We start from the raw sequence: 18,126 nt of genomic DNA, 5'->3' as shown, positions 1-18,126 counted from the left end.
CTAGGCAGCAGGGAGTAGGGAGTGTGGAAAGTTTGGGGATAACTTCTAGATTTGAGCCGAATTAGTGATCGTAAACCAGTAGAAAATTATGACATTTATAACATTTATCACTTTTTTTAGGGTGCTATAGAGCTATCAGCTAAAGCGCTACGCGCACGCTACGCGAACAGCTGACGGCTGACAGCTGACGGCTGACAAGATAACTAATAAAGGAAAAGAAAACGCTGACTAGTCAATCAATTTGCTCATCAATCTGATGCCAGCGGAGTTGATATTACCCATTACCAACCCCTGACAAAATAAATGCTCCCCGGTATGATAATATTAAAAAAAATACTGGTATTGTTGTGTTGAAATCCTTGACTCTATCTGTTTTCCTGACCGCCAAGAGCCAAGGAGGTCTAGATATTGTACTGAACCCCTTTGAGCTTTATACCTTACCCCTCCAGCAGTGGATTACTGCTGCAGTGAATTTCCTGGTTGACAATTTTCGTCCTTTCTTTCAAGGGATTAGTCTCCCCATTAGCATCACCCTGGAGAGTATAGAATGGCTGTTGCTATCGATTCCTCCATTAATTTTACTGATTCTGATTGCCTTGATAGCATGGCAACTGGCTGGTGGAAGAATTGCCATTTATAGTGTTGCTGCTTTGAGCTTGATTGGCTTTTTGGGAGCCTGGACCCAAGCCATGGTATCTCTTTCCCTAGTGGTGACCGCTGTAGTGTTTTGCATGGTGATAGGCATCACCTTCGGTATTGCCTGTGCCAGTAGCGATCGCATTGAGAAAGTGCTGCGACCCCTGCTTGATGCCATGCAAACCCTACCGTCCTTCGTCTATCTTGTCCCAGTAGTGATGTTGTTTGGGATTGGTGCAGTGCCTGGAGTAATGGCAACCTGTGTCTTTGCCATACCCCCCCTGATTCGGTTGACTAACCTAGGGATTCGGCAAGTGTCTACAGAAGTTGTCGAAGCTGCGATCGCATTTGGCTCAACCCCGACACAAATGTTATTTGAAGTCCAAATTCCCCTAGCCATGCCAACTATTTTAGCTGGAGTCAACCAAGCCATCCTCTTAGCGTTATCCATGTCAGTGGTAACCTCCATGATTGGTGTAGGAGGACTTGGACAGATGGTATTGCAAGGACTAGGTCGGGTGAATGTGGGACTAGCTGCTGTCGGAGGATTAAGCATCGTTCTAATCGCAGTAATGCTGGATCGGATCACTCAGATAGTCAGTCAAGGCAACAACCAAATCCCTTGGTTGAAACGAGGACCAATTGGTTTGGTGCGCTCTTCCACAGGTCAACAACTGGCTTGGGCTACTGTTGGAGCAACCATTTTACTGGCACTCCTGGGTTTTATGACTTGGCAACAACCCTCCCAAGCCCAAGTAAGCACAGACTCTACTTTAGCCATGCCTGGTAAAGGCGTCAGCGTACAATCGGTCTATAGCAGCTTGCAAGAAGAACAATTCCAAACCGAAATTGTCAACATCGGTCTGGAAAAACTTGGTTACACCATCAAACAGCCAAAACAAATTGAATACGTCACCGCTTACCTGGCTTTGGGCAACGGCGACCTAGATTACACTGCTGTCAATTGGGACATCGGTCATAGACCCTTTGTTGAAAAAAGTGGTGGTGAACAGAAGTTAGAACGACTCGGAGTAATCACCTCTGATCTCTGGCAAGGTTATCAGATTGATAAAAAAACTGCTGATAAATACAACATCACTAACCTAGAGCAACTCAAAGACCCAAAAATTGCTAAACTCTTTGACTCAGATGGTGATGGTAAAGCAAATTTGATTGGCTGTAATTCCGGTTGGTTTTGTGAAATTATGATTGAGCATCATCTTAAAGCTTACGGACTTGAAGACACGGTTGAGCAAGACCAAGGAACCTACTCAGCCTTAATTGTAGATGCCATTACTCGCTACAACCAAGGACAACCAATCCTATACTACACCTGGACTCCCATGTGGATGGCAGCAGTGTTAAAACCAGATCAAGATGTAGTTTGGCTAGAAGTTCCCTTCACTGATCTACCAGAATCGCAAAAAGACTTGACCGCAAAAGATACCTCAGTAAATGGTAAAAATCTGGGATTTGCCATCGATCGGATCCGAATCGTAGCTAATAAGAAATTTGTATCTGCTAACCCAGCCGCCAAGCGCTTGTTTGAACTGATTCATATTCCCGTTCAGGATATCAATACCCAAAATGAATTACTCAACCAGGGTGAAGATAGCTCAAAAGATATCCGTCACCATGCCGAAGAATGGATTAACAACCATCAAGACCTGTTTGATAGCTGGGTCGAAGACGCTAGAAATGCTTAGAGCGATTAATATCAATCTAGTAAAGATCGGTCTTGTGGCAAGCTCGAACTAGCCATCGGGACTATCAAGAAAGTAAGGCGAGTCCGCAAGACCTGGCACAGCAATGAGCCGTTGTGTCGGGTTTTTTGTAGATTATTGCGAGACAATAACCATTTTACTGTAAAATAAAACCCGTAATTTTGGCTAAGTGCTGACTCCAAATAGAAGTCGGAACTTTTTTCCATGCTTATCCGTAGAGACTAACCCTCAACGAGATAACGTACAAAATTTTCGGTTGTTCATTCATTCCATTTCTAGAAAAAAATGGTCAATCAATATACAGAAATTACCAAATATTACGATTTGTGGGTGACATCTGGTTACTACGATTTTCAGAGCCTAGCTAAAGAAGCCCACTCGATAGTGGGTGATGGTCGTCAAGTTCTAGAGTTGGGTGTAGGAACAGGACTACTAGCTCAAAAGTACATCGAACTCGATCCAACCTGCGAGTTTACGGGAATTGACTTTACCGCATCCATGCTTGAAATTGCCAAACAACGTTTGGGAAATCAGGTTAAATTGATTGAAGCTGATGCCGTAACAATGGACTTAAACGCCAAATTCGATGTAGGGATCTCCAATGGAGGAGTTTGGGGAATTCTTGATCAGGGAGATCAAGCTCAATGGCAATTTGGGGGTCACGTTCCCGGTCTTGAAGCCAATCGTCAAGGGTTAGCAAATGTAGCTCGCCACTTAAAAGAAGGGGGATTATTATTGCTACACCTGCAAAAACCCCATGATGACTTTGACAAATACCTAGGTGAAGGGATTGTTTATTCCCAGTGTATTACAGAAGGGGAAGATACACCAAAATATTATACCTTTGAAAAAAGGTATTTATTTAAAAAAGATGGAGAAATTGTAGCTCAAGAACAAATCACAATTACCGTTTTTAAACCGGAAACTACTCGTCAACTCTTAACAGAAGCGGGATTTGATTTTCAAGGCACGAACAATGGCGATCGCTTTGCAATTTACAAAAAGCGGTAATCTTCAATGACGGTTTATAAAATTAAAATTAAGCATCTCAGCCCTCTGGGTTTTTCTTGGCTATTACTCATCAGGATGACAGAATTACGTTAACAGTGATTCAGTCCTATTTACCATGGCTTTATCGAGGGGAAGTGGTTAAAAAATTCCCTGTTTTAACAGACTAGAACAAAACGACTATCCATGACCATTTCGATTCGACAGGTTAGCATCTCTGAGGAATTAGACTTGTGCCATCAAATGCAGGTCTCCATCTTTCACCAGGAGTTAGAGTTGTTCGGGATGCAGATACCTGATGACTACGATCCTGTCTCAGTGTATATACAAATTCTTGATTCCAACGCTGTTGTGGGAACTTACCGAATTGTCTTCCCTAACAACTCTCTTGGACTACCGATAGAGGAAAGTGGGTTTGACCTCAAGCAGTTTGATCAAAAAAAAGTCTGTGAAATGTCACGTCTGGTCGTCCTCAAAGAAAAGCGAGGAAAAATCCCCTTTAATCAGATTATTTCTTCAGCTGTTAGGGTAGCCAACCAGCATAATGCCTCGATTATGCTGGTTGCGCTTTTACCTCATAATCTTCCCCTGTTTAAAAGGTATGGCTTCTCACAGGTGGGACCACCACTATATGATCCCTCTGTTAAGTCTACCTACACCAAAGACCCGAGCATCATCCCCATGCAAATCCATATTTGATCACAATGATGTCGAAAACTTCAATTTAGATTCCCCTTGAGCTGAGGAGGTGTTTGTAAATAAATATTAACAATAATTGACAAACACCTCCTCAGCTAACTTTTTGATTTATAATAGTGATATCGGAAGAGTAAAGGAAAAGCACTCATGAACAAGTCCGTTTGTACTACTGAAGCCGCTTCTCTGTTAGGTATTTCTTCTCGACGCTTGCGTCAACTCCTCAATGATGGTCGCGTCCGGGGTGCTTATAAAAGCGGAAAATTCTGGATTATTCCCCTGTTCAACCATCTGCCTCAAATCATTGAGAAGAAGCGTGGACCAAAGGGCAAATGGCGTACCACTCGTCCTCCTGCTCTGGCCAAAATCAATGTCAACCGCAATCGGATTGGCAGCAACAATCACAAAAGTCCCGAAGAGCGTCAGCCAGTCATTTCAGTAAAACGAAGCGGCAACAATCTCTACGGCAATCAAGTCGAAATCCTCGGTCCTTGTCGGATTGTCTATCAGCCCGATAAGCCACTGGGTTGTGGCGCTCGTCTGTGGATCGAAACCTTTAGTGATATCCATTTCATTGGTGGCAGTTTTCCTGCTACTGCCTAATGGTCACTACCAAAATTAAATCATAGCGTTTCTCGCAGTTATGAGGTACAGTCTTCTGTGACGTTGATTCTGTGTCTTGATGCAACCCATCGCTATTCCCGATTCTCTCTTCCCGATTCTCTCTTCCCGATTCCCGATTCCCGATTCCCGATTCCCGATTCCCGATTCCCGATTCCCTTTGCTATCCTGAACAGGAGCAAAAGGATAGTTCCGACTAATCCGAGATGGGATGGAGAGATAAAAAACTCGCTATTAGAAAAAATAATTAAATTCACAGCAATCGATATCGGAATAGAAGTGGTCAGTAATCCTAGAGCAAATTCCGTATCAAATGTTGGGTGAGTACGCCGATGTTGCTCTTGGTCGAGCATATTAATCTGGGAAGCATACAACAACGGCCACAAACTGCATCCGCTTTGGGGTAAAACTACAGCTAGTAAAGTTTCTGCTAATGTATCTGGTTTAAACAAAATCAGTACTGCTGCACTAAACCAGAAGCCTACTGCTGAGCGGACGAGTAAAATTAGTAAAATTTTCCGTAATTGTAAGGTTTTCGGCTTCAGAGAAATCCCTACAAAAAACAGAATCATGGGAGTAGTGCAAGCCGCTAACCGTTGCAGGGCCTGCAACACTATTTCTGGGATAAGTGTTTTACCTAGATTTAATGCTCCTATGGACAAACCCAGTAACAACGCTAAATTTGCTGGTTCTTGGATCAGTGTCAATCCAATCCTTTTAAATTTGCTGAAATTGATGTGGAAATTATCAACACTGCGTTGGTGTAGATAGATAGCTAAAGCATAAAGACCGATTAGCACAAAACATTTATTCCCTACATCCATCAACCCAGCTAGAGCTAGTCCTTGCTCACCTAAAAATTCTTGAGTAAACGGATAAACTGTTAAGCCAGGAGCCAAAGACGCAAACATCAATATCAAGGATCGGGCTTTGGCTTTTTCTTGGCTAGGAATTACCAAACCTGTCAATAACCATCCAATTCCTAACAAGAAGATATTGATAGCAAGTCCGAAAGCCGGTAGAGAAAGTAAACCTTGACTTATATCAATTTTGATCGTGGATAGGAATAGAGCAGCAGGAAGTAAGGCATTGATAATTAAGGTTTTAATGGCACCAACTGCTACAGGTTTTTGAAATTTCCCTTTCAGCGCATAACCAATAGCAATGAAAAGCACCAGGGGGATGACTTTATCAATAGCCAAAGTCCTCAACCTTTACTGGATTTAACAGTGTCTTGACGCAGCAGTACCAATTCTCGATCCAAATCATCGTAAAATCCCTGACGAGCTCTTACTGCCATGGCCACGCCCTGCCATACTTGCCAAAGGGTTTGGGGAGAATTAGCGGTCTGCTCAATCACATCTAAGATTTCCTCAGCATGGTCTTGATCACAGTCGCAGTGAACGGCAAAGAATTCTTGTCCTTTTGTGGAAATACCCAGTTTTTTCAGACCTGCTAAAATCAGTTGGTTTTCATAGGGTAGGATAGATTCCGTGAAAGCCAGTATCCCCAATCCAAAGGCAGCGGGGTATTGGAAGCAAGCAGTTGTGTAGATTTGCAGGTAGCGTTGGGTTCCTGGTAATAATTCTTGTGATGACTTTGGTAGAGGTATGGACTGACCTGGTGCGATCGCTGATAATTCTTCAAATAACTGCTGCCACATTTGAGGATGGGGTTTGCTATGGCCAGGTTTCCCCGATAATCCGTGTTCTTCATAGAGATTCTTTAATAAAGGGATTCGGGTTTGGGGTGTAGGTAACTTAGAAGCAACAGCAGTGAGCCAATTGGGAAAACACCAACTAATCAGATAACGCTGCTTGAGCCAAGTTTCTAGGTTACGACTTACGCCAGTTTCCCTGATTAAACAGGATAATCGGGGATGATCAGCAACTAAGACTCCTAATTTTTGATCAGTAGTGGGTAAATCCTCTAGGTGAGTGTGCCTTAACGGTGGATTTTGGAAGCTCAGCAACCAGGGATGCTGGAGTAGAGCATGATTTCGGGCATAATGGGGAATTTGCTGGGGAGAACCCAGACTTTGGATGGTAGCGATGGAAAAGCTGTTGGCTGATTCGGCTTGGGTGGGTCTATCTAACTCCTGCGAGACCTGTAGAGTCCGCATATATTCTAGAAAGTCTTGCATGACCTAATTTCACTAGTAGTAATAGTGTTTTTACTGTTTTCTACAATGAAAGCTTAGTCCCAACAGGAAGAAGTTACAGAAGTCAGAAGTCTGAAGTCAGAAGTCTGAAGTCAAACTCTGGCGCTTACTTTGGGCTTCCACACTTATACAGCAAGCTCGAATTATGATTTCATGGCTGTTAAGTCAGATCAACGGTTTTACTATACCGATTAAGCACTGATAAATAGGGCTTGGTGATTCTGGCTATGGTTTCGCCCCCCACCCGGCCTGTCTTCAAACTTGGAGATCCCCCTAAATCCCCCTTAAAAAAGGGGGACTTTGAGAAGCCTCCCACCTGATTAAGGACTGTGAGAATGGCTCCCCCCTTCCGCGCGGGGGGCTGGGGGGGATCATCATCTGGCGCTAACCTTTGGTAAACACGCCTAAATCCTTAAAAAAGGGGGACTGTGAGAATGGCTCCCCCCTTCCGCGCGGGGGGCTGGGGGGGATCATCATCTGGCGGAAAACATGGGATACCCCCTAAATCCTTAAAAAAGGGGGACTGTGAGAATGGCTCCCCCCTTCCGCGCGGGGGGCTGGGGGGGATCATCATCTGGCGGAAAACATGGGATACCCCCTAAATCCTTAAAAAAGGGGGACTGTGAGAATGGCTCCCCCCTTATTAAGGGAGATCCCCCTAAATCCCCCTTAAAAAAGGGGGACTGTGAGAATGGCTCCCCCCTTCCGCGCGGGGGGCTGGGGGGGATCATCATCTGGCGCTAACCTTTGGTAAACACGCCCTCCCTTGGGGGACCAACGGAGGCTTGACCAAAACCAGATGTCCGCGCATTCATTCCTTGATTCAGCAACGCCGTTTGCTTTGTCCTTCTATTGGTTCCCGTTTTTGCTACGTACCTAGTCAATTTCTCTGACGCACTTACGCACAATTGCTTACCAAAGCCTAGCAAACGCTATAAATAGTAGGGGCACATGTCATGTGCCCCTACAGGTGGATTAACTGTGTAAGTGATGTGTCGCAGCAAAACGGAGAGCTATTACGCGAGTATCAATCATTCTTTTTTGATGGACATTGTGGGGAAATATGTCTGTGATGATGCGGTATTGTGTTTGTTATGGGGTTATTTGCGTCGCTATGTGTCGGATGGGGGTAACTATCTAGATCTAACTGAGGGCATCTCCAAAGGATGCCCTATTTGTCCCCTAATTGGGGCGTTATTCCTGAAACCTTTGGACGTAAGCGTAACATATATTTGAAAGCACGCCTTAAAGAGGGGATTAATTGGCTGTAAGTCAAGACATGCTTGGGTTTTAAGGTGAGGTGGCGTCCGGTGACACGAACCCAAGATGGATGGGCGCACTGCCATCGAAAATGACCTAAAATTTTATGAATCCCTGGCAGTAGACCCCGGCATCGCTCATGTTTGTACTAGCCGTGCGCCGGGGAACTGACCCTTGCGATCGCCGACGCAGTTACCCTAACCCGTCCTAATCACATTAGTGAGACCTTCCCTAGCTTGAATCGATCCTCAAAAGAAAAATGACTCCCTCACATCAACTCTTTACACCTTCCGACCTCCGGCTCAAACAGCCTCTTCCAATGGCGAATAATCCTGTCTGGAGCTGCCTCAACTCTCTGAGTCCTAGTTCTCAAGGCAACGTTCGTTCGATGCTCATTACTATCGCCTCCATCCTCACTCAAGGCCAGTGCGATTTAGAACACCAGCTATTAGTGGTATCTATCTTGAGAATGCTGGCTCCCTCTGCCTGTTGTCAATTCCCCCCTTCGGCTACCCCATCTAGGTTTGAAGACTTCCGGGGAGAACTTTTGTCAGTCAACCAGGTGTTTTACCTATCATTTCTTGTGAGAGAACTTCCACTTAATACCAAAGATACCTAAACTAAGAGAAATTTCAGTTGAATCCAACTTCATTCCAAACTTAGTTTCTTTTGTTCTTAGTTCTGGTTTAGATTCCCTTGTTCTTAGTTCTGGTTTAGATTCCCTCATTTCATCGTACCACTTCCTCTCAAGCAGAATATCCAGTGTATCTCTAAAATGCATAAGACTCAAAAATTGTAATGTTTACTTGGCACACACCCTTGCTTCAAATACCGCAAACTTCCTTTGAAGCTCCTCGACCTTCAACTCTACCCCGGCCACCCTTTGACTCAAAGGCACATCGGCTGTTGCGCCTAAATACTGCGCCAGTGCAGCGGTCAACACCTCAGACTTAGTAACATCAACTTTAGTTATGTAGTCTGAAAACTTTTCATGAAGGCATGGAGGGATTCTAGCTCCCACAAATATGCTAGCCATGCGGTCAAATAGTAAAACGCTTTATGTTTAAATCTTATCGATTGTTTTCATCTTTGTAAATTTAAATTTCATCTTCGTGAGGATGGGTTTCCCGAACTTGGCTCCAAAAACACCTACGCCTACAAATTATAGCAGTCGCCATCATAGTTAGGACATAGAATAGAAAAGCCCTTCCACTTATCGTCCGATTTCTGTCATGCCCAAACCTTACAGCTACGACCTGCGCCAAAAAGTAATTCAGGCGATCGAACTCAATGGCATGAAGCGCTCTCGTAGCCAGTGAGTATTTTAACATTAGCCGCAACACCATTAATTTGTGGTTACGGCGTAAAGCAACAGACGGGGGACAAACGAACCAAAGTCAGGGAGCACCGAGGCTTGAATAACAAGATCACTGACTCGGAGAAGTTTCGAGCCAATGCCGAAACCCATGGTGACAAAACCCAGGTGGAGATGGCTGAGTTATGGGATGGAGAGATCAGCGATTCGGGCTTTGCCCGACGCTTCGCGAACGCACAATATCACGTGCCTTGAAGAAAATTGGGTTTACGCGAAAAAAAAGACTTACGGCTACCGTGAAAGAGATGAACAATTACGCCAAGCCTTTGTTGAACAGCTAGCCACCCAAAAGATATGAACAGATTGTTTATGCCGATGAGTCAGGTATGGATCATCGAGACGATTATGGCTATGGTTACAGTCCTAAAGGAGAGCGCTTTCATGACCTGAAGTCCGGTCGCAGAAAAGGTCGAGTCAACATGATTGCTGCACTTTGTGGCCAACAGTTGTTAGCACCTTTCACTATTGAATGCTATTGTAATCGAGAGGTATTTGAAACTTGGGAACGAAACGTGCTTGATTCCCACCTTGAGACCAGGGCAGAAACTGGTGATTGACAATGCCACCTTTGATAAAGGTGGACGTATTGAGCAACTGGTTCGGGCTGCAGGTTGTCAGGTGTGGTACAAACCCACCCTATTCACCAGACTTGAACCGGATTGAAAAATGCTGGTCATGGCTAAAAAGCCGCACCTCGCTTGCAACTAGAGCATTTTGAAACACTGCGAGAGGCTATGGAGCACGTCCTCACTTTAGCGTCCTAACCAACCTGGCTGTTGCTATATAAAATCCTATTTCCTTTAACTCCTTATCAAAGTCTCGCCACCGCTGCCATCAAGGAGATGAATCGGGAGATTGAGATGGTTAGTCGCGGAAATCTTCGATTAATTCCAAAAGTGCGGAAATTCCCTTATTCTTTTCTACCGGGAGTTACCCCCACGGGGTAACTCCCGTTCGATCGTCTGATCACACCTTAGACTACTTCTTTTCTCTGGCTCGGTGTTAATGTTTCCTTGATTTTGTCTAAAGTAAAATTAAGAATCAAACCCCAAATTATTCTCAGCATTAAATCCCTGCTCATTTAACTCTTCTATCATCCGCTCTAGCATTTCTCTCGCCGCTTTATACTTGATATAATTCCTACCACCAGCTTTATGCCCCCAAGCTAAACGAATAGGGGTGCATCTCACTTTTGCAAAAATACGACCATTGAAGGCTAAAAAACTTCTACAGTTCCCTCAGTGATAGATTTACAACTTTGAGATGCACCCACGAATAGTTTCCTGGATGCCCAGATTTCGGTATAATACCAAATCCGGTTGTCAAAACCCCTTGATAAAAATCGACCAAATCTTTTTATGCCAGTTTATGCCAGAAATCTAGGTCTATGCAGATAAGGGGGGTATGGGAACAGGATTTGGTATAACATCACCCTCAGCAGGAAGAGTCTTCCGTTGCGATCGAGGGTATCAAATAGCGGCTCATCCGGGGGGTTATCCAGCAAAGCCTCAAACCGGGCGAAATCGTCTTCCGCTCCCTACCCATAGGTCTTCCGGCTGTCTTCCGCTTCCGGGTCAGAGTCTTCCGGATTGCCATCCGAGTCTTCCGCACCCCCACCACCGGAAGAGTTGCTGAATTGTCCAAAAATGTCGTTGAAGCTGTCATTCTTTGCAGAGTTGCTGACAGAAATATAATTACCTGTAGGCTGCCAATTCTCAGGACGCGGGTACTCAGCTAGGGTATCATTTACCGTAACGGGACGATATTGATTATGCAACCATTGGAAGTCTGGCTCAGTGATTACCCCATTTTTTAACAGCCCCTTAGCATGGTCAACTGCCTTCTTTCCAAGTCGAATAATAGTGAGGTTATCTCAGCAGTCTCTAATGCCCTCAAACCCCTGCATCCTGACTTGCTTTCCAAAGGGCATGAAGAATCAATCTCATGCTTGTTTCTCATGCATCCTATATGATCGGCTTGGTGTAGGTGAATAGCCCCTTAAATCAACCTTTGGTATCCTGTCTCGCCTTCGATTTTTTCTGCGATCGCACGCAATTCATCCACGCATCTAACCAAATGGGGCAGCTCCTCAACCTCATCCAAATTTTTACACCGCTCGATCATGGTTGCGAGCTGGGACTGAAATTAATCCTCAATCGCCTCAAAATCACTTCCGATCCCCACCCACCACTGGCATTCCCTGCCATTGGTCGCCCTTGCGCTTCGTATAAATCACTTTCAGGTCTTATCCAAGCCCAATCCAGTCAGCCACCCATGCGCCGAGCCAAGTCTTTCCAGCACCCGTCTCGCTCAGAATGAGAAGATGGGGGTGCTTGTCTGGGTTGCGAAGCTCGTTCCAGTCGAATCTCGCCGGTGCTAATTCGTCAGCAAACTAGAGTTGTAGGTTCCCTAGTCCCGACCCATACTAAATCAACCCATCGAGGGTAACCGGTTAACCTTGGCCAAAAGGCCACACTGCGCGTTCAACAAAAAGATTAAGGTCTATAGATCGAAGCAGACATTCCTTGTTGACGTAGTTGGTTAGCAAAAGCATTGGCCTTGGCTTCATTTTTGAATGCTCCCATCTGAATGCGAGTACCTTGTGGGAATCGACCCAAAAAAGCACCAGGTACAATTTTCCTGGCTTTTGCTAAACCACTAGCACTGCCGTCGTTGAGTATCACGTAATATTTGATTTTAGTAGATTGAGACGGTGGTGTTGCAGTAGTTTTCTGACCGGTAACCACTGGCTGTTTAGGCAATGGGGCGGCAATAGAAACCGGTCTTGGAGCAGGCTGTGAATTGTTTTGAATTCTCTGGTTTGCTCTAGAGCCAATTTGATTCTGTACCGCCAGTTGCTTTCTTTTTGCTTCTAATGCGGCTTGTTGCTGCCGAGCTTGATCAACGATTCGATTTAACTTCAGACGCCAATGGCCTCGTGCTGGCAAATTGCTGTTCTGAGCATAGTTCAACACATCAACCCATCGACCCTGTTCATAGGCTTGTTGAATCTGATCAAATTTGCGTTCAAAGGATACCCATTCATTATGCCATTGGTCAATTTTGGTTTGGGCACCATTGAAAGCGGGACTACTAGGCAGAACCTCTTGTGCGATCGCAATTGCCCCCTTGATATTTCCTGCCTGATACTTGTCCACTGCCCTTGCCAAAATTAGTGAGCCATTATCTACCGGTTGTGCTGGTATTGGCTGACGGGTCTGTGGTGGCGATGGAGCCCTCCTGACGACAGGTTTTGGTTTTGGGTAAACTTTTTGCTTAGGAACGTTTCTCTTAGGAACATTTCTCTTGGGAGCAGTTGCCACCACTGGATCAACCGTTGGTGCGCAGTCAGTCAAATTTGTAAACACCCACCCGGTAACCGGTGAACTAATTTCTACCCAGCCAGGTTGTCCACTACCAGTTAGAACTAGACTGGTTCCCTGATTCAGCTGACCAACTTTTGACCCGTTAGGCTCGGAGCGCACATTCGCGAACGGATTACCTGTCACCTGGCAATTACCTGGGGCAGCTGGGGCTGGTGGCTCATATACCACCGGATCTGAACGGTGATTGGGTGTACTCCTAGGAGCAATTGGTTTTACTATTTTAGGTGGTGACCAAGAGCTAGAACGCATCGAGTAGATCATACCAGCTATCGAGGAAGTAACTAAGGCAATGCCAGTGCCAATGATCAGAGACAAATTATCCGATCTATCCGCCTTAGTTGGAGGCAAGGGAGTTGGTGCTGGTTTATTTGGAGTAGAACCTCTATCGGCATTTGCATCCCAAGTTTTTTGCTCTGAGAACGGCTTTGATAATTGCTCCGGTGGGAAGTTTTCTTCAACTGTGGGGATATTGTGAATTGAGTAGTAGGTCGGGGAATTGATGGAGTACGGTTTTGAATTACTAGTCAGTTTCTGTAAGTCTCGTAAAACCTGCGATGCCGACTGGTAACGGTCTTTGACTTGGTAGCGAACCATTTTAGTAAGGACATTCGCCAATCCTAAACTCACTGACACCAGGGATTGCCAGTTAACTTCACCAGTTTTGAGGTCTTCCTGAAACTGATCTGGTAACATTCCAGTTAATGCCTGAATCCCAATAATCCCTAGGGCATAAATATCACTGCTAGGACAGGGCTGACCCAAAGCCTGCTCACTGGACATATAGCCTGGAGTGCCTACTACCACAGTATGGTGAGTTTGTCTATAGGCACTAACCAAATCAGTTTGAACTTGCTTAACTGCACCAAAGTCCACCAAGACTAACTTTTGATCTGCCGTGCGTCGGATCAGGTTATCGGGCTTAATATCGCGATGAATCACACCGTGACGGTGGACAAATTCCAAAATACCTAAGACTTCCTGCAATAGCGCAATCACCTGTTTTTCCTGCCATCGGTGACCAGGGGACAACTCTTGGCTCAAGAGATGCCCTTCGATCAACTGTTGCACCAAGTAAAACTCATGGTCTTCTTCAAAGTAGGCAAGAAGCCGAGGAATTTGGTCATGATTTCCCAGCTTTTCAAGGGTTTCAGCTTCCCTACTAAATAGGCGTCGAGCAGTTTCTAAAAATGTCTGAGAGCCATTGGGAGGCTGAAGTTGCTTAACAACACAGCTTGGGTTACCTGGACGCTTCGTGTCCTTGGCTAAATAGGTTTTGCCAAATCCCCCGGAACCGAGGACTTGAGTCACTTGGTAACGCCCGTCCAGTAACTTGCCTAACATAGGATTGATGTGCCTAAGATTTCACAAAAAGGAAGTTTAAAACTCCGCACCAAGGGGGCGGGTTGCTAACTGTCTCATGTTTAACATACGCTGATCGGTATTATTGACCAGGACTGTGACAATTTATCTTCTGATTATATGTATGCTATCAGCTATCAGCTATCAGCTATCAGCTATCAGCATTAGGCTAAAGGCTATCAGCTATCAGCATTAGGCTATCAGCTATCAGCTATCAGCTATCAGCATTAGGCTAAAGGCTATCAGCTATCAGCATTAGGCTAAAGGCTATCAGCTATCAGCATTAGGCTAAAGGCTATCAGCATTAGGCTATCAGCTATCAGCTATCTGCATTAGGCTGACCGCTGACCGCTGACCGCTGACCGCTGACCGCTGACCGCTGACCGCTGACCGCTGACCGCTGACCGCTGACCGCTGACCGCTGACCGCTGACCGCTGACCGCTGACCGCTGACCGCTGACCGCTGACCGCTGACCGCTGACCGCTGACCGCTGACCGCTGACCGCTGACCGCTGACCGCTGACCGCTGACCGCTGACCGCTGACCGCTGACCGCTGACCGCTGACCGCTGACCGCTGATAGCTGACCGCTGACCGCTGAATGCTTACGATTATCTGGCTCAACTTAGAATACTCTACCGGAAGAGGAATTTTTCAAAGATGATAGTCCACTGGTTATTAGGATAGAGCAGATATCGGTATAGTATTAAGAGCGACGGATAGCCGGTGAATATTGCTGTTTTAGTTAATGTCTGGTAAAATAACACCCTTCAAGGGCTGTGTGGGAGTGGATTAATGAAACCCCTATTTAAGGATACGCTGGCATGGGAACAAGCTCAACTGCTGATGCAACCTACGTTTATTCGTATAATAGACCAAATTGGGCGACAGTTGGAGCCAACAAACTGGAAAGTCACCTATCAAAACGTTACTACACCCATACCGGGCTATGAGATGTGTTTGGCACATCAAGATACTTCAGTAGCCATTAATTTATGGGATTTGTGTTTCCAAGTCTGTTTTCGTGACTATAAGCCCACCCAGTCTGAATTAGACACTCAGCCAGTAGAAATTGACCCGATGCTGATTGATCAGGCTGGTGAGGTGGATTGGCAGTGTCTAGATGCAAAAGCCAAACAGCTAGTAGAAGAAGTTGTGGCAGGATTGCCACTGGTAGATACCAATGACAAATGACCAATTGCTAGATGCCCAGCGCCTGGCTGGGGCAAAGTTTGAGTCGGTGGCTTCACGGATGATTCCCGTAAGCTTTGGCAATGATGCAGCAGGGATTGAAGCAGCCCGTCAGGGAGTTGCCTTAGTTGATTGTTGCCATTGGGGGTTGATCAAAGTATCTGGTGATGACCGACTACGCTATCTACACAATCAAAGCACCAATGACTTCCAAACACGAAGGCCAGGCCAAGGCTGTGAGACGGTTTTTGTCACATCTACAGCTCGGACTATTGACTTAGCTACTGCCTATATCTTAGCAGATTCAGTGCTATTACTAGTTTCTCCAAATTGCCGCCAGCAGATCATGGAGTGGCTGGATCGTTATATCTTTCCCATGGATCAAGTGGCATTACAGGATGTATCGGATCACCATGCTGTTTTATCCTTGATTGGACCGGTTAGTGATGCCCTCTTAACAGGCTTGGGTGTCGAGATATCAGGAGAAGATGCTAGTCACCAGCAACTGATGCTCGGGGATAATCAAGTCCGCATCGCTGTCGGGAGTTGCTTGGCAATGCCTGGATATACTGTAATTTGCCCTGCCGAGAATGCTGCCCAAGTTTGGCAGACCTTAACCACAGCAGGAGCAATCCCCATAGGCGATCGCGTTTGGGAACAGTTGCGTATCCAACAGGGACGCCCTGCGCCAGGTCATGAACTGACCGAAGATTACAATCCTCTCGAAGCTGGTTTATGGCAAAGCATTTCCTTTAGCAAAGGCTGTTACATTGGTCAAGAAACCATTGCGCGCTTGAATACCTACAAAGGAGTGAAGCAACGACTATGGGGTATCCGCTTAAGTGCTCCTACTGACCTAGGAAGTGTCATTACCGTAGATGGAGAAAAAGTGGGCAAGCTGACCAGCTTGACGGAAACTGACCAGGGAGTGTTTGGTTTAGCTTATATCCGCACTAAGGCTGGTGGTGCAGGGTTAAAAGTTCTCTTAGGGGACGTCGAAGGGGAAATTGTGCCTGTACCTTGCTTGAGTCATGACTATTATGATCCAAGTGCTGAGTAAGTTATCAGCAATCAGCAATCAGCCATCAGCCATCAGCCATCAGCCATCAGCCATCAGCCATCAGCCATCAGCGATCAGCTATTCCCGTAGCGTGGGCGTAGCTTGAGCCATTCCCGTAGCGTGGCCCAAAGGCCAAGACTGAGGGCTGAGGGCGGAGGGCTGAGAGCCTGCGAATGCTTACTGCGATAAAATGTAAGACTAAAGCATTCACACTCCTCCTTTGAGGACATCCAGTTTATGGCCCTGCCAATTGTTGCAGTTATCGGACGCCCGAATGTGGGGAAATCAACCCTAGTCAATCGTTTGGCCGGGGTGACCGATGCTATTGTCCACAACCAACCAGGAGTAACCCGCGATCGCACTTATCGCGCTGCTTTCTGGCAAGACCGAGACTACCTGGTTGTCGATACTGGCGGCTTAGTCTTTGATGACAATACCGAGTTCTTGCCCTTGATTCGAGAACAGGCAATGGCAGCTTTGGCTGAAGCTAGTGCAGCAGTGTTGGTGGTGGATGGTCAAGCCGGACCCACAGCTGGAGATGAAGCGATCGCACAATGGTTACGTATACAAAATACCCCAGTTGTGCTAGCTGTCAATAAATGTGAATCTCCCCAGCAAGGAATTATTCTAGCCTCCCAGTTTTGGGAACTGAATTTAGGAGAACCCTTCCCGGTCTCAGCAATTCATGGCAATGGTACAGGAGAATTACTAGAAAAGCTGGTTACCTACCTGCCGAATGTAGACAATATCCCAGAAATCCCAGAGATTAAAGTCGCTATTGTCGGACGCCCCAATGTGGGAAAGTCGAGCTTATTGAACACCCTCACTGGGGAAAATCGCTCCATCGTCAGTCCAATTTCTGGCACTACTCGTGATGCCATTGATATGGTAGTACAACGGTCAGCAGATCCAGAAAAGGGTACTGAAGCCCAAACCTATCGCTTGATTGACACTGCTGGCATTCGCAAAAAGAAAAACGTTACTTACGGACCAGAATTTTTTGGTATTAATCGTGCCTTCAAAGCCATTCGCCGCTCAGATGTAGTGCTACTGGTGATTGATGCTATAGATGGCGTGACAGAGCAAGACCAAAAACTGGCAGGACGTATTGCGGATGAAGGGCGTGCTGCGGTAATTGTAGTCAATAAGTGGGATGCCATAGAAAAAGATTCCTACACTATCTATGACTACCAAAAACAGGTAAAAGACCGACTGAGTTTTATCGAGTGGGCTGAAATCATATTTGTTAGTGCCATGACAGGCAAGCGAGTCGAAACAATTTTGGATTTAGTTGACACCGCTGCCAATCAACATGGACGTCGTGTCTCTACCTCTGTAATTAATGAAGTCCTACAAGAAGCCGTTAGCTGGTACACTCCTCCCACCAATCGCCAAGGGCGTCAGGGCAAAATCTACTACGGCACCCAGGTAAGAACTAAACCCCCCACTATTGCCCTGTTTGTTAACGACCCCAAACGCTTCAAAGAAAACTACCGTCGCTACATAGAGCGTCAGTTCCGCCAACAATTAGATTTCACCGGTACACCACTACGCTTACTGTGGCGAGGTAAAAAAGTCCGTGATGGAGAAGAAGCTCAAATCAACCTGAATCGAGCTACCCGTGTGTGACAACTAACCCCCTCGACCACT

15 protein-coding genes and 2 pseudogenes are annotated in these 18,126 nt (G+C 45.9%); 10 read left to right on the top strand and 7 right to left on the bottom strand.

The window, feature by feature from the left end; all coding sequences use genetic code 11:
* Nucleotides 1–359 precede the first annotated feature (359 nt).
* The 4 genes from proX to LYNGBM3L_RS30885 all read left to right on the top strand — a co-directional run bounded on the left by proX (nt 360) and on the right by LYNGBM3L_RS30885 (nt 4,667).
* Nucleotides 360–2,342 (top strand): glycine betaine/L-proline ABC transporter substrate-binding protein ProX, encoded by a 1,983-nt coding sequence (gene proX, locus LYNGBM3L_RS30900; protein WP_229414765.1) that lies wholly within the window; start codon nt 360–362, stop codon nt 2,340–2,342.
* A gap of 303 nt (nt 2,343–2,645) precedes the next feature.
* Nucleotides 2,646–3,371, top strand: coding sequence for a class I SAM-dependent methyltransferase (locus tag LYNGBM3L_RS30895; protein WP_008190699.1), 726 nt, complete (start codon nt 2,646–2,648; stop codon nt 3,369–3,371).
* 183 nt (nt 3,372–3,554) lie between these two features.
* On the top strand, nt 3,555–4,067 hold the full coding sequence (locus LYNGBM3L_RS30890; protein WP_008190697.1) for an N-acyl amino acid synthase FeeM domain-containing protein: 513 nt from the start codon (nt 3,555–3,557) through the stop codon (nt 4,065–4,067).
* Between the two features lie 147 nt (nt 4,068–4,214).
* On the top strand, nt 4,215–4,667 hold the full coding sequence (locus LYNGBM3L_RS30885) for a helix-turn-helix domain-containing protein (protein WP_008190695.1): 453 nt from the start codon (nt 4,215–4,217) through the stop codon (nt 4,665–4,667).
* 92 nt (nt 4,668–4,759) lie between these two features.
* Here LYNGBM3L_RS30885 and LYNGBM3L_RS30880 read toward each other — a convergent pair whose 3' ends face one another.
* Nucleotides 4,760–5,887 (bottom strand): AEC family transporter, encoded by a 1,128-nt coding sequence (locus LYNGBM3L_RS30880; protein ID WP_131827101.1) that lies wholly within the window; start codon nt 5,885–5,887, stop codon nt 4,760–4,762.
* A 5-nt stretch (nt 5,888–5,892) separates the two neighbouring features.
* On the bottom strand, nt 5,893–6,828 hold the full coding sequence (locus LYNGBM3L_RS30875) for an iron-containing redox enzyme family protein (protein ID WP_008190691.1): 936 nt from the start codon (nt 6,826–6,828) through the stop codon (nt 5,893–5,895).
* A gap of 1,537 nt (nt 6,829–8,365) precedes the next feature.
* Between LYNGBM3L_RS30875 and LYNGBM3L_RS42240 the strand changes: the two genes are divergently transcribed.
* On the top strand, nt 8,366–8,725 hold the full coding sequence (locus LYNGBM3L_RS42240) for a hypothetical protein (protein WP_131827102.1): 360 nt from the start codon (nt 8,366–8,368) through the stop codon (nt 8,723–8,725).
* Between the two features lie 183 nt (nt 8,726–8,908).
* On the opposite strand, the gene LYNGBM3L_RS30860 is transcribed toward LYNGBM3L_RS42240, so the two are convergent.
* Nucleotides 8,909–9,127, bottom strand: a complete 219-nt coding sequence (locus LYNGBM3L_RS30860) for a hypothetical protein (RefSeq protein WP_202799282.1) — start codon at nt 9,125–9,127, stop codon at nt 8,909–8,911.
* Nucleotides 9,128–9,338: 211 nt separating this feature from the next.
* On the opposite strand from LYNGBM3L_RS30860, the pseudogene LYNGBM3L_RS49175 reads away from it, so the two are divergent.
* Nucleotides 9,339–10,245: pseudogene (locus LYNGBM3L_RS49175) on the top strand (IS630 family transposase).
* A gap of 270 nt (nt 10,246–10,515) precedes the next feature.
* Here the strand turns inward: LYNGBM3L_RS49175 and LYNGBM3L_RS44690 are convergent.
* The 4 genes and pseudogenes from LYNGBM3L_RS44690 to LYNGBM3L_RS46250 all read right to left on the bottom strand — a co-directional run.
* On the bottom strand, nt 10,516–10,671 hold the full coding sequence (locus LYNGBM3L_RS44690; protein ID WP_008190673.1) for a hypothetical protein: 156 nt from the start codon (nt 10,669–10,671) through the stop codon (nt 10,516–10,518).
* Between the two features lie 347 nt (nt 10,672–11,018).
* Nucleotides 11,019–11,258, bottom strand: coding sequence for a hypothetical protein (locus tag LYNGBM3L_RS30845; RefSeq protein ID WP_008190671.1), 240 nt, complete (start codon nt 11,256–11,258; stop codon nt 11,019–11,021).
* Between the two features lie 718 nt (nt 11,259–11,976).
* On the bottom strand, nt 11,977–14,208 hold the full coding sequence (locus LYNGBM3L_RS30840) for a protein kinase domain-containing protein (protein WP_008190666.1): 2,232 nt from the start codon (nt 14,206–14,208) through the stop codon (nt 11,977–11,979).
* 330 nt (nt 14,209–14,538) lie between these two features.
* Nucleotides 14,539–14,769 (bottom strand): annotated as a pseudogene (locus tag LYNGBM3L_RS46250) (hypothetical protein); the annotation flags it as partial.
* 251 nt (nt 14,770–15,020) lie between these two features.
* Here LYNGBM3L_RS46250 and LYNGBM3L_RS30830 point away from each other — a divergent pair.
* The 4 genes from LYNGBM3L_RS30830 (at nt 15,021) to der (ending at nt 18,105) form a co-directional block, all read left to right on the top strand.
* Entirely contained in the window at nt 15,021–15,419 is a 399-nt protein-coding gene (locus LYNGBM3L_RS30830) for a hypothetical protein (protein ID WP_008190663.1), read from the top strand.
* Nucleotides 15,409–16,476, top strand: a complete 1,068-nt coding sequence (ygfZ, locus tag LYNGBM3L_RS30825; RefSeq protein WP_008190662.1) for a CAF17-like 4Fe-4S cluster assembly/insertion protein YgfZ — start codon at nt 15,409–15,411, stop codon at nt 16,474–16,476. Before LYNGBM3L_RS30830 ends, ygfZ begins: the two co-directional genes overlap by 11 nt.
* Nucleotides 16,448–16,582 carry a hypothetical protein gene (locus tag LYNGBM3L_RS49170; protein ID WP_267872121.1) on the top strand — a complete coding sequence of 45 codons (135 nt, stop codon included), beginning with the start codon at nt 16,448–16,450 and terminating at the stop codon, nt 16,580–16,582. Before ygfZ ends, LYNGBM3L_RS49170 begins: the two co-directional genes overlap by 29 nt.
* Nucleotides 16,583–16,713: 131 nt before the next feature.
* The gene (gene der / locus LYNGBM3L_RS30820; RefSeq protein ID WP_008190660.1) at nt 16,714–18,105 is read left to right on the top strand and encodes a ribosome biogenesis GTPase Der; all 1,392 of its coding nucleotides are present in this window, start codon (nt 16,714–16,716) and stop codon (nt 18,103–18,105) included.
* Nucleotides 18,106–18,126 lie beyond the last annotated feature (21 nt).

The organism is Moorena producens 3L (genome assembly GCF_000211815.1).
Lineage (GTDB): Bacteria > Cyanobacteriota > Cyanobacteriia > Cyanobacteriales > Coleofasciculaceae > Moorena > Moorena producens.
The sequence above is the reverse complement of the archived record's forward strand: the minus strand, read 5'-3'. Positions and strand labels throughout refer to the sequence as shown.

Excerpts from the sequence above, each read along its gene's own strand:
- LYNGBM3L_RS30895 (WP_008190699.1), top strand. The coding sequence starts at position 2,646 with ATGGTCAATCAATATACAGAAATTACCAAATATTACGATTTGTGGGTG.
- LYNGBM3L_RS30890 (WP_008190697.1), top strand. The coding sequence starts at position 3,555 with ATGACCATTTCGATTCGACAGGTTAGCATCTCTGAGGAATTAGACTTG.
- LYNGBM3L_RS30885 (WP_008190695.1), top strand. The coding sequence starts at position 4,215 with ATGAACAAGTCCGTTTGTACTACTGAAGCCGCTTCTCTGTTAGGTATT.
- LYNGBM3L_RS30875 (WP_008190691.1), bottom strand. The coding sequence starts at position 6,828 with ATGCAAGACTTTCTAGAATATATGCGGACTCTACAGGTCTCGCAGGAG.
- LYNGBM3L_RS42240 (WP_131827102.1), top strand. The coding sequence starts at position 8,366 with ATGACTCCCTCACATCAACTCTTTACACCTTCCGACCTCCGGCTCAAA.
- LYNGBM3L_RS30840 (WP_008190666.1), bottom strand. The coding sequence starts at position 14,208 with ATGTTAGGCAAGTTACTGGACGGGCGTTACCAAGTGACTCAAGTCCTC.
- LYNGBM3L_RS30830 (WP_008190663.1), top strand. The coding sequence starts at position 15,021 with ATGAAACCCCTATTTAAGGATACGCTGGCATGGGAACAAGCTCAACTG.
- ygfZ (WP_008190662.1), top strand. The coding sequence starts at position 15,409 with ATGACAAATGACCAATTGCTAGATGCCCAGCGCCTGGCTGGGGCAAAG.
- LYNGBM3L_RS49170 (WP_267872121.1), top strand. The coding sequence starts at position 16,448 with ATGACTATTATGATCCAAGTGCTGAGTAAGTTATCAGCAATCAGCAAT.
- der (WP_008190660.1), top strand. The coding sequence starts at position 16,714 with ATGGCCCTGCCAATTGTTGCAGTTATCGGACGCCCGAATGTGGGGAAA.